The organism is Roseateles hydrophilus, from assembly GCF_026712245.1.
In the GTDB taxonomy this organism is placed as follows: Bacteria; Pseudomonadota; Gammaproteobacteria; order Burkholderiales; family Burkholderiaceae_C; genus Pelomonas; species Pelomonas hydrophilus.
In genome coordinates this window covers 342,595-358,272 of sequence record NZ_JAPPUY010000003.1, presented here as the reverse complement: position 1 = coordinate 358,272, position 15,678 = coordinate 342,595, and the positions used below count along the sequence as shown (strand labels likewise).

The 15,678-nt window shown below is 70.6% G+C and carries 10 protein-coding genes; 8 read left to right on the top strand and 2 right to left on the bottom strand.

The annotated features are described in order from the left end of the window. Window positions 1–117 precede the first annotated feature (117 nt). The 7 genes from NYO99_RS13270 (at window position 118) to NYO99_RS13240 (ending at window position 10,613) form a co-directional block, all read left to right on the top strand. The gene (locus tag NYO99_RS13270) at window positions 118–795 is read left to right on the top strand and encodes a hypothetical protein (RefSeq protein WP_268167688.1); all 678 of its coding nucleotides are present in this window, start codon (window positions 118–120) and stop codon (window positions 793–795) included. Beyond that, window positions 792–3,386, top strand: a complete 2,595-nt coding sequence (locus NYO99_RS13265) for a LamG-like jellyroll fold domain-containing protein (protein WP_268167687.1) — start codon at window positions 792–794, stop codon at window positions 3,384–3,386. The genes NYO99_RS13270 and NYO99_RS13265 overlap by 4 nt, the downstream gene beginning before the upstream one ends. Window positions 3,387–3,432: 46 nt before the next feature. Continuing rightward, a complete protein-coding gene (locus NYO99_RS13260; RefSeq protein ID WP_268167686.1) occupies window positions 3,433–5,952 on the top strand; it encodes an Ig-like domain-containing protein in 2,520 nt (839 codons plus the stop codon). Window positions 5,953–5,993: 41 nt separating this feature from the next. Continuing rightward, window positions 5,994–6,518, top strand: coding sequence for a PEP-CTERM sorting domain-containing protein (locus NYO99_RS13255; protein WP_268167685.1), 525 nt, complete (start codon window positions 5,994–5,996; stop codon window positions 6,516–6,518). A 44-nt stretch (window positions 6,519–6,562) separates the two neighbouring features. Continuing rightward, window positions 6,563–7,297: a zf-TFIIB domain-containing protein gene (locus NYO99_RS13250; RefSeq protein ID WP_268167684.1), complete on the top strand. Its 735-nt coding sequence runs from the start codon at window positions 6,563–6,565 to the stop codon at window positions 7,295–7,297. 78 nt (window positions 7,298–7,375) lie between these two features. Continuing rightward, complete coding sequence (locus NYO99_RS13245; protein WP_422395503.1) at window positions 7,376–8,479, top strand: PQQ-dependent sugar dehydrogenase; 1,104 nt, start codon at window positions 7,376–7,378, stop codon at window positions 8,477–8,479. A 154-nt stretch (window positions 8,480–8,633) separates the two neighbouring features. Beyond that, window positions 8,634–10,613, top strand: coding sequence for a TonB-dependent receptor family protein (locus tag NYO99_RS13240; RefSeq protein ID WP_268167682.1), 1,980 nt, complete (start codon window positions 8,634–8,636; stop codon window positions 10,611–10,613). Here the strand turns inward: NYO99_RS13240 and NYO99_RS13235 are convergent. Next, complete coding sequence (locus tag NYO99_RS13235; RefSeq protein ID WP_268167681.1) at window positions 10,588–11,079, bottom strand: hypothetical protein; 492 nt, start codon at window positions 11,077–11,079, stop codon at window positions 10,588–10,590. The two genes, NYO99_RS13240 and NYO99_RS13235, sit on opposite strands and share 26 nt — an antisense overlap. Before the next feature lie 234 nt (window positions 11,080–11,313). Here NYO99_RS13235 and NYO99_RS13230 point away from each other — a divergent pair, with 234 nt between their 5' ends. Then, complete coding sequence (locus NYO99_RS13230) at window positions 11,314–13,596, top strand: TonB-dependent receptor plug domain-containing protein (protein ID WP_268167680.1); 2,283 nt, start codon at window positions 11,314–11,316, stop codon at window positions 13,594–13,596. Between the two features lie 701 nt (window positions 13,597–14,297). Here the strand turns inward: NYO99_RS13230 and NYO99_RS13225 are convergent. Then, on the bottom strand, window positions 14,298–15,629 hold the full coding sequence (locus tag NYO99_RS13225) for a hypothetical protein (RefSeq protein WP_268167679.1): 1,332 nt from the start codon (window positions 15,627–15,629) through the stop codon (window positions 14,298–14,300). Window positions 15,630–15,678 lie beyond the last annotated feature (49 nt).

Below are 15,678 nucleotides of genomic sequence, written 5' to 3'. Positions count from 1 at the left end.
CCCGTGATCGCGGGGGCCGCTGGGCCTGATGTTCGGCGTGCGCCGCGCTCTCAGCAGGCATGCCGCTGCAGCGGCGTCACCTGCCAACCCGGGAGCCTGCGATGCAGGACGCCGCCCATGAAAGCCCTTCTCAGTTCCGCCATCGCCCTGCTGCTGGCCGCACCGCTGGCCGCCCAGGCCGAACTCGTCATCACTGACTGGAAGACCGCCGGCGATCAGGCCCTCATGTGGGACACCATCTCCGACCGGGAGTGGCTGCGCCTGCCGCTGACGGCAGGGCTGAGCTACCAGCAGGTGGCCGCGCAACTCGGCGCCGGCGGCGACTACAACGGCTTCACCCATGCCGATGTGGCCGATGTCTGGCAGCTGTTCGACAACGCGGGCCTGAGCCCGCGCTACCCCGCGCCCGACGCCGAGGCCAAGTTCTTCATCGGCAGCTGGGGCCTGGACGGCGCCGACGGCGACACCACCTACGTCACCGTGCGTGCGATCACGTCCGACTGGTACGGGCTGGCCGACGACTACGCGAACCGCCTGCAGATCGTCGCCATGGTGGGCTACGGCTCGCTGGAGCCGACGGCCCCCAGCTGGGCCAATGCCACCGCCAGCACCGTCTCGTTGTCCGAGACCCGGCCCGACACCGGCTCGGCGCTGTGGCGGCAGCGCATCGAAGCAGCCCCGGCGACGCCGCTGCCCGAGCCCGGGGCGCTGCTGCTGGCGGGCACGGGCCTGCTGGCGCTGCTGGGCACTCGCCGCCGCCATGACGACCTCCTGAAGCAGACCCCCTCCAAATGAAAACAAGGCCCATCTCCGTCATCACCCGCACACTGACCCTGACTGCGCTCGCGGCTGGCCTGCTCGCCGGCTGCGGTGGCGGCGGCAGCAACGTCGCCGAGGCGCCCGTAGCGCCGCCCACCATCCGCGGCCAGGTCGCCGACGGCTATCTGCGCGGCGCCACCGTGTTCTGGGACTGCAATGCCAACCAGCAGCTGGATGCCAGCGAAACCCGCACCACCACGGGCGAGCGCGGCAGGTACGAGCTGGCCACCGCACCCTCGGCGGCCTGCCAGCTGATCGCCCATGTCGGGCCCGACACCATCGACGAAGACCAGCCGCTGCAGACCGTGGGGCTGAGCTACACGCTGCTGGCCGCGCCCGGCCGGCACGAGTTCATCAGCCCGCACACCACACTGGTCGCCGGGCAGCTGCAGACCGGCGCGGCCAAGTCGGTGGAAGAGGCCGATGCCCTGGTGGTCAAGCAACTGGGGCTGCCGGCCTCGGCACTGAGCATCTATCTGCCCGCCACGACCGATGCCCAGCGGCAGATGCACTCGCTGGCCCAGCAGGTGCGCGGGCTGCTGCAGCAGGCCAGCGGCAAACCCGACGAGATGGCCAAGGGCGCACTGACCGCGCTGGGCGAACGGCTGACCGTGCCGGGTGTGCGGGCCAGTGCACTGCTGGGGCTGCTGCCCTACGACTACCGCCCCGGCTGCCTGGGCTGCACGCTGGCCGAGTGGTTCCAGCCCAACGAGAACCACCGCGCGCTGCGCGCCGTCAACAGTGCCGACGCAGCGGACAACGCGGCGCTGGACGGCGTGGCGGATCTGATCAACCAGAAGGGCATGGTGCGCTACGGCACGACGCTTGTGTGGGACCAGCTGGACGACGCGTCGCTGCAGCAGGCGGCGATGGCCATCAACAAGCGCGAGGGTCTGACGCGCGACCCGGCGATGCGCGCACGGATCGAGAAATACCGCCAGGAGCGCATGGCGCTGGAGGCGAGCGCCGGCAAGGCCTTTGCCGAGATCACCGAGTACCGCCTAGGACGCAGCATCAAGGATTTTTTCATCAGCGATCCGGACGCGTTCTTCAACTTCGCACTAGAAGACGCGACCATTGCGGCCAACGTGGCCATCGACGTCATGGTCATAGGAACGCCGGCCCGCAAGCCAGGGCGCCCCTCAGCCAAGCTGCTGGCCTGGCGAAAGAAGAACGCCGCAGACCTAAAGAAGATCGACACCTTCTTCAAGAACTCACTGTTCGGCCTCAAGGCGACGAAATGCGCCAAGGCAATGGTCGACCTCGAAAACGCGTCGTCCGAGGAGCTCGTCGATTCGGCCGTTTCGCTGGTCGCTGGTTGCGGCGACTTCCTGCTGGGCGGCATGACTGAAGTCCAGCGCATCAGCAAGTCGCGCAAGACCGCCATCGATACCAGCCGGATGCTGCTGACCACCGGTGCCGGCGTCTATGACGGGCTGACCGAAGAGCAGCTGAACCTGGCCTTCGCGAAGCTGATCGTCGCGACGACGGACGGCTTGATCCAGGGCGTGGCCTTGATGGCCCCCAACGCGGCAAGCGAGAAGGTCTTTGCCGCGCTGGACCTTGCCGTGCAGACCGCCAACGCGTTCATCGCCGCCTGGGAGCTGGAAATCGCCTCCACGAAGAAGCTGGACGAAGTCCACAAGGCCGCCACAGATCGTTTAGTGCAAGAGGTCGACAAGGCCCGGCGCAGCTACTTCATCGCCTATCTGAGCCTGTTCTCCGAGTACTTCCGCGTCGTCGACACGGCCCAGGACCCCTGGGTCAGCGGCGTCACCGGCGCCGCCGACGGCTCGGGATGGCTGCTCGACGTGCAGGGCCGGCAGCTGCCTGCCGCCGCCCTGCCCATCACCTTGGACGGCCAGGCCTGCGCACTGACCAGCACCGCCACGGCCACCGCGCACCAGTACCGATGCACGACCGCCGCTCCCGGCACGCGCGAGGTGGCCCTGGCCGACGCCGGAGGCCCCGCCGGGCTGCCGCGCAACGTGACGCTGCAGGGCTCGGCACCCGGCGTGTGGACGGGCTGGGACGGCAAGAAGTACGTCGCCAGCGAGGTCACGCTCAAGGACGGCTATGTCACCAAGACCACGTCCAACTGGGGCCCGCTGCGCCTGCGCCTGGCCTCGCCCGTGGACGGCGACAACTTCCGGCTGGAGCTGCGTGCGAAGAACGACCCGTTCCTGGGCGGCACGCCAGCCTATGACCTGGGCTTCACGCTGAGCAACGACTTCTCGTCCGGCAAGGTCGATGCGGCGGGCAACGAGACGCCGACCCGCCAGGTGTCGTTCACGATGACCAACGGCTATTTCCCCGACTTCTTCCTGGTCAACAGCGATGTCAAGGACTCCGGGCGGATCAGCCAGCCCAGCGCCTTCGACACCCGGAGCTGGCATCACTACGTGCTGGAAACCCAGGGCCAGACCGTCAGGATCTACGTCGACGGCGTGCTCAAGCACAGCCAGGCCTACATCGGCAGGGTCGGCCCGCTCGACACCTTCTCCATCGGCGGCAAGAACAACCTGCAGCTGGAAGTTGCCAGCCTCAAGTTGACGTCCGGCCGATAGACCTTCGCGCCTGCCGGCGTCGCAGAGCGCCCCAGAAAGCACCGACATGAAGAAGACCTTTGCTGTCATCACCCCCGCGCTGATCCCGAGCGCCCTCGCCACCCTGCTCACCGCCTGCGGCGGTGGCGGGTCGTCCAGCCCCGCCGAGCCGCCCAAGCCGGCGGCCGTTGTCGTCACGCCGGCCGCCGACACGGCCACGCTGCCTTGGAACCTGCCCGGCACGATCAAGGTGCTGGCCAACGACACGGCCAGCCGCGGCGCGCTGACGCTGTCGGCCGTGGGCACACCGGCCAACGGCACGGCCAAGCTCGTCGGCAACGACGTGGAGTACACGCCCAAGGCCGACTTCGTCGGCACCGACACCTTCAGCTACACCGCCAAGGCCGAGGACGGCGTGACCGCCAACGGCACGGTCACGCTGACCGTGCAGGCCGCGCTGACCCTCAAGGGCGTGGTGACCGACGGGCCGATTGCCAACGCGGCCGTCACGGCCAAAGTTGGCACGCAGAGCTTCACCACGACGGCAGACGCTCAAGGCGCGTACAGCCTGGCCGTGACGACCTCGACGCCCGCCGACGCGGTGCAGCTCAGCGCCAACGGCGTGGGGGCGCAGTCGCACGTGAAGCTGACGGCCACGCTGGGCGACCTGGCCAGCCTCTACAAGCAGGCCGACAAGGCCGGCGTGCTGGCCGGCGCCGGCGTCACGCACTACTCGACGGCGCTGGCCGCGCTGCTGGCCGACGCCAACGCCGGCCAGGCGCCGGCCACGGTGGCCAAGGCGGCCGAACTGGGCCGCAGCGTCGCCCCCGAGCGGCTGCTGGAGCTGGCCACCGCAATCAAGCTGGTGGTAGACAAGGGCGTGCCCCTGCCCAGCGGGGTGGCCGACACGGCAGCGCTCGTCAGCAGCCCGGGCAGTTCGGCTGCGCTGAAGGCCTTCATCGCGCAACAGCAGGCCAGCAACGCGACACAACTGGCCACCACACGCGATGAGGTGCTGACGGCCACTGGCGTGCCGGGCCAGGGCTTTGCGCCAACGGTGGCCACGCATCGCTTCTTCTACGACCTGCTGTTGGGAACCAGCGGCACCGCCATCCAGGCGGTGTTTCAGCCTGACGGCACAGGGCGCCTGGCCACACAGGATGGCGACGCCAGCGGCAAATGGAGTTTTGATGCCACCCAAGGTGACGTTGTCTTCAGCCTGGATGTGCCGCGCAGCCTGACCGCCACGGTGATAGACGCGGCCACTGGCCAGTCTTACGAGCTGCGCCAGGACATCGACCTGTACCGCTTCAAGCAACTCTCGGGCGACGCTGCCAGCGGTGCTGCCCTGGTTCAGATGCGCGCCAAGACCGAGATCCTCAGCGGGTCGCGCAAGGGCGAAACGAAAACCGTGTGGAGCAACGCGCTGCGCCGATTCATGCCCCAGGCACAGATGACGCCCTTCAAGGCCAGCGAGTTCAGCGCCGGCATGAAGTTCGCCGGCATCGCGCCGCTGGCCGATATCGGCCTGTCCGTCAACGCGCGCAGCGGCGCCGACATCCTGGAGCTGACTGGCGCCGCCACGGCCCGCCTGCTGCGCAGCGGCGAGCAGCTGGCCTGGAAGGTCGGCGACGACGGCGCGCTCGTCATCAGCCAGGGCGACCTGGAACGCCGGTACTACGACCTGGGCCTGCCCGACGCCTTCAACGTGATCAAGTGGCTGGCGGTCAAGACTCTGCGGGCCGGCGCGCTGCAGAGCGTGGACGTGTTGCCTGCCACCAGCCTGGACGACGGTGGTTTTGTCGGCACGCTGCTGGGCCCGCGCTGGGCCGCCCAACTGGGCCGGGTCACCCCGTCCGGCGTGGGAGCTGGGCAGGACTACGTCTTTCAGCAGGACGGCAGTGGCCAACGCATCACGGTGAACCTCGTCAACGGCACCGAGACGGCACAGAACCTGCGCTGGACCGCCGACTGGGCTCGCGGCAGCGCGCTGATCAGCATGCTCAACAGCAACGGCACGGTCTCAAGCGCCCGCGAATGGCGCCCGCTCAACAGCGACGCCACGGGCAGCTGCTTCAGCGTGCTGGAGCAGCTGCGCAACGCGCAGGGAGTTGCGTCCGGACCCTGGCGCCTGAACGTGCTGACGCGCGACCGCTGCAGCGGTGGCAGCACGGCGCCAACCACGCCGGCTGCGCTGGGCACGCTGGTCAGCAGCAACGGTGAGAAGTTCGCGCTGCGGGTCAGCCTGACGCTGGACGCCAAGGGCCTGATCACCGGGGGCGACTACGACTTCCACACCACCAAGGGCACGCTCACCCCCTGCACCGCCACACCCGACAACACCGGCCCCAACGGCACCTGCTTCGGCAGCAACAACCGCATCAGCACCAGCAGCCAGAGCGGCGCCATCCCGCGCACCGGCACCACCACCGCCATCACGCTGGACGTCGGGCCAGACAGCTGGGGCTACCGCTTCACCGGCACGCTGACCGGCAAGGTCTGGAGCGGCAGTTTCACCAAGGCCAGCACCGCCAACTCGGCCTACACCGACACGGGCACGTTCTCGGTCGAGGTCAGCATCCCCTGACGCCTCGCGGCCTCCACCTTCAACCACCCCTCGGGAACACCATGTCACTCAAGACCGCCATCGCCGCCCTGGCACTCGTGCTGGGGCTGCCGGCCCAGGCCGTGCAACTCCCCAGCGACCCGTCCCGGCCGCTGATCCTGAATTTCGACTTCACGGAGTTTTCGCCCACGCCGCCGTATGGTTCTGTGGCTTTCAGGCTGTCTTACGAAACCAGCGGAACGCCAACAACGATTCACTTCGTCTGGTTTGACGGCCTTGATGGCAGCGGGTCTTCGTATGACGTCACGCTGCCATTGGACTTCTACACGGCCTTCTCGTATCCAGGCTTTTCAGCTGGCTGGACGGGCCTCACTGACGGCACGTTCTCGATGGGCTTGTACGACCCCACGGGCCTGGCCTCGGTCACGGACTTTCAAGCAATGGGCGTTCGCTCCGTGGCTGGCCAAAGACTCACGACACCCGTTATCGCTCACTCGCTCACCCCCGTCCCCGAACCCACCTCCGCTGCCCTGCTGCTGGCCGGTCTCGCGGGCCTGGCCTGGCGCCGCCGGGCGCTGCGCGGCTGAGCCGGCAAACAATGGGCGCGGGGCGCGCCCTCTAGGATGCGGTGATGCCCACCGCCCCCACCCGCCCCTGCCCCTCCTGCAGCAACGCACTGCAGGTGCACACGCTGCCCGCCCAGTACGGCGGCGAGGTGGAGATCGACTTCTGCTTCGGCTGCCACGGCCTGTGGTTCGACCAGATGGAGAACCTCAAGCTGTCGCCGGCGGCCGTGGCCACGGTGTTCAAGGCCATGCACCAGCATCGCGACGCGCCGCGCACGCCGCTGGCCCCGCGGCTGGCCTGCCCCACCTGCCATGACCCGCTGGTGCAGGGCTTCGACGTCGTCAAGAGCGGCCGCTACATCACGCACCGCTGCGCCAGCCGGCATGGCCGCTTCAGCAGCTTCTCGTCCTTCATGATCGAGAAGGGCTTCGTGCGCCAGCTGACCCGGCCCGAGATCGCCGACATCGCCGCCAAAGTGGGCGCCATCCACTGCAGCGCCTGCGGCGCGCCGGTGGACCTGCGCAAGGAAGACGCCTGCTCGCACTGCCGCACGGCGCTGTCGCTGCTGGACCCGCAGGCCGTCGAGCGGGCACTGCAGACCTACGCACAGGCGCCGGCACAACCCGCCTGGGGCAGCGCAGGTGACGTGGCCGATGCCATCGTGGCGCTGGAGAAGGAACGCTCGCGCCAGCAGCGCGCGCAGCCGGGCGCAGCGCTGGCCCTGCCCGCCGCAGGCGTGCTCGGTGTGGACCTGCTGAGCGTGAGCCTGGGCCTGCTGGCCCGCCTGTGGGACGACTGAAAGTCCGCCGGGCCCCGCGGGTTTCGCAGGGCTGCGATGATGACGCTCCCATCCCGCAGCCCCCTGCCAATCGCCATGATGCGCATGCGCCTTCGTCCCGTCCTGTCTGCCCTGCCCCTGCTGCTGAGCCTGGGCCTCGCCCACGCCGCACCGTCGCTGGAAACCGTCGTCGACGGCCTCAAGACGCCCTGGGCGGTCGCCTTCCTGCCCGATGGTCAGCTGCTGATCACCGAGCGCGACGGCACCCTGCGCACGGCCAAGGCCGGCGCCAAGCCCAGCGCGCCCATCCAGGGCGTGCCGGCGGTCGACGCGGTCGGCCAGGGCGGCCTGCTGGACGTCGTCACCGACAGCGATTTCGCCCGCAACCGCACCATCTATTTCTGCTACGCCGAGCCCGGCGCCGAAAAGACCAATGGCACCGCGCTGGCCAGCGCCAAGCTCAGCGCGGACAACCGCCGGCTGACGGACGTGAAGGTCATCTTCAGCCAGAAGCCCAAGATGGAAAGCCGGCTGCACTTCGGCTGCCGCATCGCCGAGGCGCCGGACGGCAAGCTCTTCCTGAGCCTGGGCGAGCGCTACAAGGGCATGCAGCAGGCGCAGACGCTGGACAACCACTTCGGCAAGATCGTGCGCATCGGCAAGGACGGCAGCGTGCCGGCCGACAACCCCTTCGTCGGCACTGCCGGCGCGCTGCCCGAGATCTGGAGCCTGGGCCACCGCAATTCGCAGGGCCTGGTGCTGGACGACAAGGGTCTGCTGTGGGAACACGAGCACGGCCCGCAGGGCGGCGACGAGCTCAACCTCATCAAGCCAAAGCTGAACTACGGCTGGCCCGTCATCACCTACGGCGAGAACTACGGCGGCGGCAAGATCGGCGACGGCCTTGCCGCCAAGGCCGGCATGGAGCAGCCCAACGTGAAGTGGGTGCCGTCCATCGCGCCGGCGGGCCTGGCCAAGCTCAAGAGCGCGGCCTATGGCGCATCGTGGCAGGGCAGCTTCTTCATCGGCTCGCTGAAGTTCGGCCATCTGGAGCGCGTGAAGCTGGGGCCTGACCACCGCGTCGTCGAGCAGGAGCGCCTGTTCCCGGACACCGGCCGCATGCGCGACGTGCGCGAAGGCCCCGATGGCCTGCTTTACCTCGTGCTGGAAGGCGCCGGCAAGGTCGTCCGGGTCAAGCCTTGATGCCCCTCGCCCAGTCCCGCCCCGCTGAACGCGGGCGTGCCTGGTCGGCCCCCCGAGGGGGCGGCGATTCGCTCGGCCTCGAGCCGAGCGCACATCGCCAGCGCGGGCCGGCTTGGGAGCGGCCCGGCGCTCGGCCCGCAAGAGAAAGCGCGCCGTGACCTTGTCTGCCGTGATGACGCTGGCGCTGGCCAGCGCCAGCCCACCGCAGCTCGACACCGTCGTGCTGCACGGCCGCGCGGCGGCGCCCGTGCTGGCGCTGGAGCGTGTGGACGCCGCCACGCTGGCCCGTGACGCCGACGCGCAGGACCCGGCCCAGGCGCTCGCGCGCACGCTGGCGCGCGTGCCCGGCGTCTATGCCGCCAACCGCGGCAATGACGCGCAGGACCTGCAGCTGTCCAGCCGCGGCTATGGCGCGCGGGCCAGCTTCGGCGTGCGCGGCCTGCGGCTCGTCGCCGACGGCATTCCCGCCAGCACGCCCGACGGCCAAGGCCAGCTGGGCCACTGGCTGATCGCCGACGCGGCCGCGCTGGAGGTGCTGCGCGGCCCGTTCTCGGCGCTGTACGGCAGCGCCAGCGGCGGCGTCATCGCGCTGCAAAGCCGCTGGCCCGCGGCCGAGCGCACGCTAGCCGCGCTGGCTCTGGGCAGCTTCGGCTTGCGCCAGGCCAGCGTGAGCCTGGACCGCCTGCCCGGCGCTGACCAAGCCCTGAGCCTGACCGCCCAGCTCACGCAGCGCGACGGCTGGCGCGCCCACAGCGCCAGCGAGCGCCGCCTGGCCCAGGCGCGCTGGCAGTTGCGCGCGCCGGGCCAGCAGTTCCTGGCCGTGCTGCAGCTGCAAAGCCAGCCCGCCGACGACCCGCTGGGCCTGACGGCCGAGCAGTTCGCGGCCGACCCGCGCCAGACCGCGTCGCAGGCCACGGCCTTCAACACCCGCAAGACCGCCGAGCAGCAGCAGCTGGGCCTGCGCTGGCAGCGCGAGGTGGACGAACGCCTGCGCCTGCAGGTGGCTGGCTGGTGGGGACACCGCGCGGTGGACCAGTGGCAATCCATCCCGCTGAACGTGCAGAACGCGCCCACGCACCCCGGCGGCGTCATCGCGCTGCGGCGCGGCTTTGGTGGCCTGGACGCGCGGCTGAACTGGGCGCTGCTGGCCGACCACGAGCTCACGCTGGGCTGGGCCGTGGAGGCCCAGCGCGACGCAAGGCGCGGCTACCTCAGCAACGCCGGCGTCACCGGGGCACTCAAGCGCGACGAGACCAACCGCGCGCTGTCCAGCGAGCCCTATGCGCAGTGGCGCTGGACGCCCACACCCGACTGGGAGCTGCTGGCCGGCCTGCGTGCCAGCGCGCTGCGCATGGACAGCGAGGACCGCTTCCTGGCCAATGGCGACGACAGCGGCGCGCGGCGCTTTCGCGGCGTGCAGCCGGTGGCCGGCCTGGCCTGGCGGCCCAGCGAGGGCCAGGTCTTGCGCCTGGCGCTGGGCCGTGCTGCCGAGTCACCCACGCTGACCGAGCTGGCCTACCGCAGCAGCGGCAGCGGCTTCAACACCGAGCTGCGCGCGCAGCGCAGCCAGCAGGCCGAGCTGGGCTGGGAGTGGCGCGCGGGCGCCCGCCGCGTCGCGCTGAGCGCCTTCCAGGCCCGCACGCGCGACGAGATCAGCGTGCTGCAGAGCAGCGGCGGCCGCACCGTGTTCACCAACGCCGCACAGACGCGCCGCAGCGGCCTGGAGGCCGCCGCCACGCTGATGCTGGCGCGCGATTGGGCGCTGGACCTCGCCGCCACGCAGCTCCACACCCGCGTGCTGGCCACCGGGCGGCCGCTGCCGGGCGTGCCGGCCCGCCACGGCCAGGCCGAGCTGCGCTGGGCCCGCGCCGGCTGGGACGCCGCGCTGTCACTGCAGGGCCGCGCCCGCCTGCCGGCCGACGACGCGGGCACTGCGGCAGCGGCCGGGGGCGGGCTGTGGGGCCTCACGCTGGGCGGCCCGCTGGCGCCCGAGTGGCGCTGGCGGCTGCGCGCCGACAACCTGCTGAACCGCGCCACGGCAGCCAGCGTCATCGTCAACGAGGCCAACCGGCGCTTCTTCGAGCCGGCCGCGCCGCGCGGCGCCAGCTTCAGCCTGAGCTGGCAGCCGCACTGAGGGGCTCAGGCGCCCGCAACGGGCCGTAGAACCTGAGCGGCTGCGGCGCGAAGCCGCCCTGGCGGTAACCCAGATAGGTCTCGTGCAGCGGGCAGCCGTTCACGTCACGCAAGCCGCCTGCGCCGGGCAGCTGGTAGAGCTCGAAGGTGGACGGCGGCGAGATCAGCGACTGCAAGACCAAGGTCCCGCGGTGGATGCCTATCCGTGCCAACTCCGTGGCCATCCCCACTGGCACACGCTGCAGCGCGGCCGAGGCCTGCCCTTCCTTGAACGCGCCCTGGACGATGGCCTGCGCCTCGGCCATGCAGCCGGCCGGAAACGGCTGGGGCCCGCCGGCCGCAGGCGGCGCCGGCTGGGCCAGCGCGTGTGCGGCGATCAAGCCGCCGGCCGCCACCGCACACCGCCATACCGCTGATGGCAAGACCACCGGCGCGCGCGGCGCCACGTGAGAGAGGGATGACGGCATGGCGGATGGCGTGATCGAGGGGCAATCAATCTAGCACCGCGTCAGAACCGGTCGCCTTGCCGATGCCAACTTGAGGCATGCCCATAACGGCAACCTATGCGTCCCCTGGGGCGATGACCCTGAGCGCGCAAAGCGGGCATCGGCGGGCCCGGCCGGGCTCTTACAGTTCGGCCTCCTCCCAAGCCCTGGCGCATCGGCCGCCCGCGCATGACCTGCGAAACGCGCCGAGTCGGCATGACCGCAATCCGCCAGTTCCTCACCCTCGCGCTGCTGCTGGGCCCGCTGGCCCTGCAAGCCCAAACCCCGCCGCTGCCGACCACCTCGGCGGCTTCGGCCCCAGCAGCGGCAGCCTCGGCCGCATCGGCAGCCGCACCGGCCAAGGCGGCCGTCGAGCCGCCGGCCGGCAACACGCTGGACCGCGTGCAGGTCACCGCAGCCGCCGAGACCGACGACGGCCTGCGGCGGCGGCAGTCGGTCGCGATGTCCATCTACGGCCGTGAGGAGCTGGACCGCCAGGGCGACATCGACGTGACCGATGTGCTCAAGCGCCTGCCCGGCGTGTCCATGGACGGCGGCGCGCCGCGGCTGCGCGGCCTGGGCGGCGGCTACACGCAGATCCTCATCAACGGCGAGCCGGCGCCGCCGGGCTTCTCGCTGGACTCGCTGGCGCCGGCCGACGTGGAGCGCATCGAGGTCGTCAGCGGCGCCACGGCCGAGTACCCCGGCGTGGCCGGCACCATCAACGTCGTGCTGCGCGAGCCGCCGCGCACGCTGCAGCGCGAGTGGCGCAGCAACCTCAACCACCGCGCGCTGCAGCCCGGCGGCAGCACCGCCTTCCAGTGGGGCGACCGCCTGGGCGCGCTGTCCTTCGTCGTGCCGCTGAGCATTTCCCGGGGAGCGCAGGCAACGGACTACGAGCAGGTGCGCCTCTCGCGCACACCGGCCGGCGAGGTGCGGTCGCAGGCCATCCAGGGCCGCGACGAGGGCCGCAGCACCACGGTGCAGGTCGCGCCACGGCTGCAGTGGAAGGCCGGCGACTGGGACACGTTCAACCTCAGCGCCTTCTGGCAGCACGGCCAGTCGCGCAACGCCAGCGAGCGCGACATCACGACGCTGCTGGGCACCCCCTGGGCCACGGCCCGAGATGGCTCGCAGTCCGAGACCGACAGCGATGTGCGCCGCGCCGCGGCCAACTGGGTGCACAAGCAACAGGACGGCGGCAAGCTGGAGCTCAAGGGCTCCTGGCAGGACACCACGCGCGACAGCGGCAGCCACTACGACAGCTACCGCGCCGACGGCCGATTGCTGGTGACACGCGAGACCCGCACCGACTTCGGCGAGCAGCGCGGCGCCCTGGGCGGCCGCTGGACGCAGCCCGTGGCCGACGACCACACGGTGGTCACCGGCTGGGACGTTGAGACCCGCGAGCGCGACGAGCTGCGCCGCGTGTGGGACTTCGGCGTGGAGCGCCTGGACAGCGCCACCGGCCTGCCCTTCACGGCGCGCATCGGTCGTGCCGCCGTGTTCATCCAGGACGACTGGACGATCAGCCCGCAATGGGGTGTGCAGCCGGGGCTGCGGCTGGAAGAGGTTCGCACCCGCAGCGACGACGGCCGCAACACCATCGACAACCGCGCCCGCGTCACGGCGCCGACGCTGCACATCAACTACCGCTTCGACCCCAAGGGCCGCGACCAGATCCGCGCCAGCCTCACGCGCAGCTTCAAGATGCCGGACCTGTCGGCCCTGGTGGGCCGCTATGTGCTGAACGGCAGCTACGAGCGCACCGAGACCAACACGCCCATCGCCGCCGACTCGGCCGGCAACCCGCAGCTGCAGCCCGAGCTGTCCACCGGCCTGGACCTGCGCTTCGAGCACTACCCGGCCAGCGGCGGCGTGTTCAGCGTGGGCGTGTTCTACCGCCGCATCGACGACCTGATCCGCCGCGGCGTGCGGCTGGAGAGCGGCATGGCGCCGGACATCACCCAGGTGCCGCGCTGGGTGTCGCGCCCGATGAACATCGGCCAGGCCACCACGCGCGGGCTGGAGCTGGAGATCAAGGGCCGTGGCGAGGAGTGGCTGCCCGTGTTGTTCGACAAGGACAGCGGCGTCAACCTGCGCGCCGCTGTGAGCCTGTACCGCTCCGCCGTGGAGCAGGTGGACGGCCCGGACAACCGGCTGGAGGCGCAGCCGCCCTGGCTGTCCAACCTGGGGCTGGACTGGCGCGTTCCGCGCAGCGGCTGGACCCTCGGTGCCAGCCTGGTGCTGCAACCGGGCTACACCACCAACCAGACCGACCTGCAGCTGGCGCGCCGCAGCGCGGTGCGCACGCTGGACGCGTTTGCGGCCTGGAAGGTCGACCGCTTCTCGCAGCTGCGCCTGGGCCTGACCAACTTGCTGGCGCCCGACAGCGTGGCCGCCAACACGGTGGACGACCTGGACGGTTTCTCGGCGGGCAGCAGTACGAGGCGGAACACGCTCAGGGCGGTGAATGCGAGTTGGGTGGTGAGGTTTTGACGCGGTTCAGCTCGCTGATCGACGCTCGCCTGTGTCTGCAGTGTTGGTTGGCTTCGGTAGATGTGGCGCTTGACCGCTGCATTGCCGGGATGCGCGCCCGGCAGCGCGGTAACTTTCTTCTGCGGGGCCAGAAGAAAGTCACCAAAGAAGAGGCCCTGAACCGCACTCGACCTTCACGGCGCCATGAGCGACGCGCGAAAACGCTCAGCGTCATTCCGGGCAAACGCGACCCGCTTCGCTCTCGCGGCTGTCCCTGTGACGAGCACCATCCATCGCGCCTTCACGCCGCTTAACGCCGGCTGCACGCCGGGCTCACCAGGGTGTTGAAGTCAGCGTCGCTCGGGCGACGCGACGGGGGTTCTGGGCTGTTGGCTGTTCCTTCACTCCCCTTTGGAGGAGCCGAGCATCGCAGGCGGCCGGGGCGCGAGCGCGGCGAGCTTCGTCATCTGACTTCGCGCCCCTTTGTCTGAGCGTAGTGAGCGCAGCGAACGAAGCGAGTTGGGCGCGGCCCCGGCCGCCGAGAAGCGCAGGGGACCCCGTAGCGCAGCGAAGGGGCGACGGAACAGGGGAGACTTTTTGCCTACTTTCTGGTCGCCCAAAAAGTAGGTCGCCCGCCGGGGCGAACTCCCGGCTGGGCCTCACGCGGCAAACCAGCGCCGGTAAAACAAATCAACGGATAGGCGATTTTGGAGTTCGCAGGCTCACTCCAACCTAGCGGCCTGCCGCTGCCAGGCCGCGGCGCTGCGGCCGGTCAGCGACTCCACCCACTGCCACGCCCGCTGCTGGCGCTCAGCCACCCGCTCGAAGTTGAACGCCATGTCCTGCTCGACGCGCTGCTTCTGCAATTGGCAAGACTGCCTACATGACGCCAGCCGGGCGGCTGGCGTCAGACGCGCAACGGCGGGCTCCACCCAGGCCCAACGATTCAGTTGCTGCAACTCTGCGACCCTCTCCGCGCAAGCGGGCTCGCAGCGCAATGCCGCTTGTGCGACCTGGCAGGCTGGCATCGTCGCCGGCTCGGGCACCAGCGCGTGCAGCGTCACGAAATTGGAGCCCGCGTTGGGCGGCCGCGCCATCAGGCTCAGTGTGGCGGGCCTATCGGCAGGGTGAAGGCGCAGCAGCAACCGGGCGATTCGCCCGGACTGCGCCGATATCGACTGCACCCCCAGCGCCTCCCGCTGCGCCGCACTGCCCGCCCAGTTGCGTACATAGCCCACGCGCCCGATGGAGCCCATCGCATCGGCGCGCATCAAGGTCGACGTCGCGGCGCGACCCTGAGCCCGGGCCGCCTGCAACAGCAGTTCCGCCTGGATGGCCGGAAACTGCGCCGCCGCCGCCAGCGGCAGTGCCGGCACCGTGGCAGCGTCGGCCCAGGCCAACGGCGGAGGCACGGCGAGATAGCGCAACTCGGCGAGGCCGGGCCAGCTGTGGCGACTCACGACGTGCAGCACCAGCCACTCCGGCCCGTGCGCCGCAAGGCCAGGTAACAGACGGGCCAGCGGCAGAGACTCGCCACTGCCGGCCGGCAGGTCGATGCGCCAGGCCTGCCGCATCGCGCAGTCGCCACCTGCGCATTCGGTATGGCGCAGCGCCAGGCGCTCGCCGGCCCAATGCGCGTAGGGTGCCAGTTGCGGAGGGGTGGATCGGGCCCAGCCTAGCGTCACCGGGCAAACCGTCGCGTCCGGTCGCGCCACCAGCTGCGGCGCACCAAACCGCTCCAGGCTCATCAGCGCCTGCGCATCCACCGGCACCCAGGAGGCACCGGGCAGCTCGCCCAATGCGTCGCGCGATGCACTGACGACGACGCTGGCGCGGTCGCCGTCGACCACCCATAGCACGACAGGCCAACCGCCGCTTGCGTCCGCATCGGCGCGGCCCAGCACGATGTCCGACTCCGGCGGCTGCGCATGCACGGACAGCGCCAGAAACAGGGGCAGCCAGACCGCCTTCCACCACGCGCTCTTCGCCATCTCGTCTCCCTCGGCTCGAACTTTGATAACGGCGATGGTAGGCGGCAGGCGCATGTCGTTCACCCGCCGGCCGCGCCTGGCGCGCCCTGGGCAGAAACCCCGGGGCCGCCGC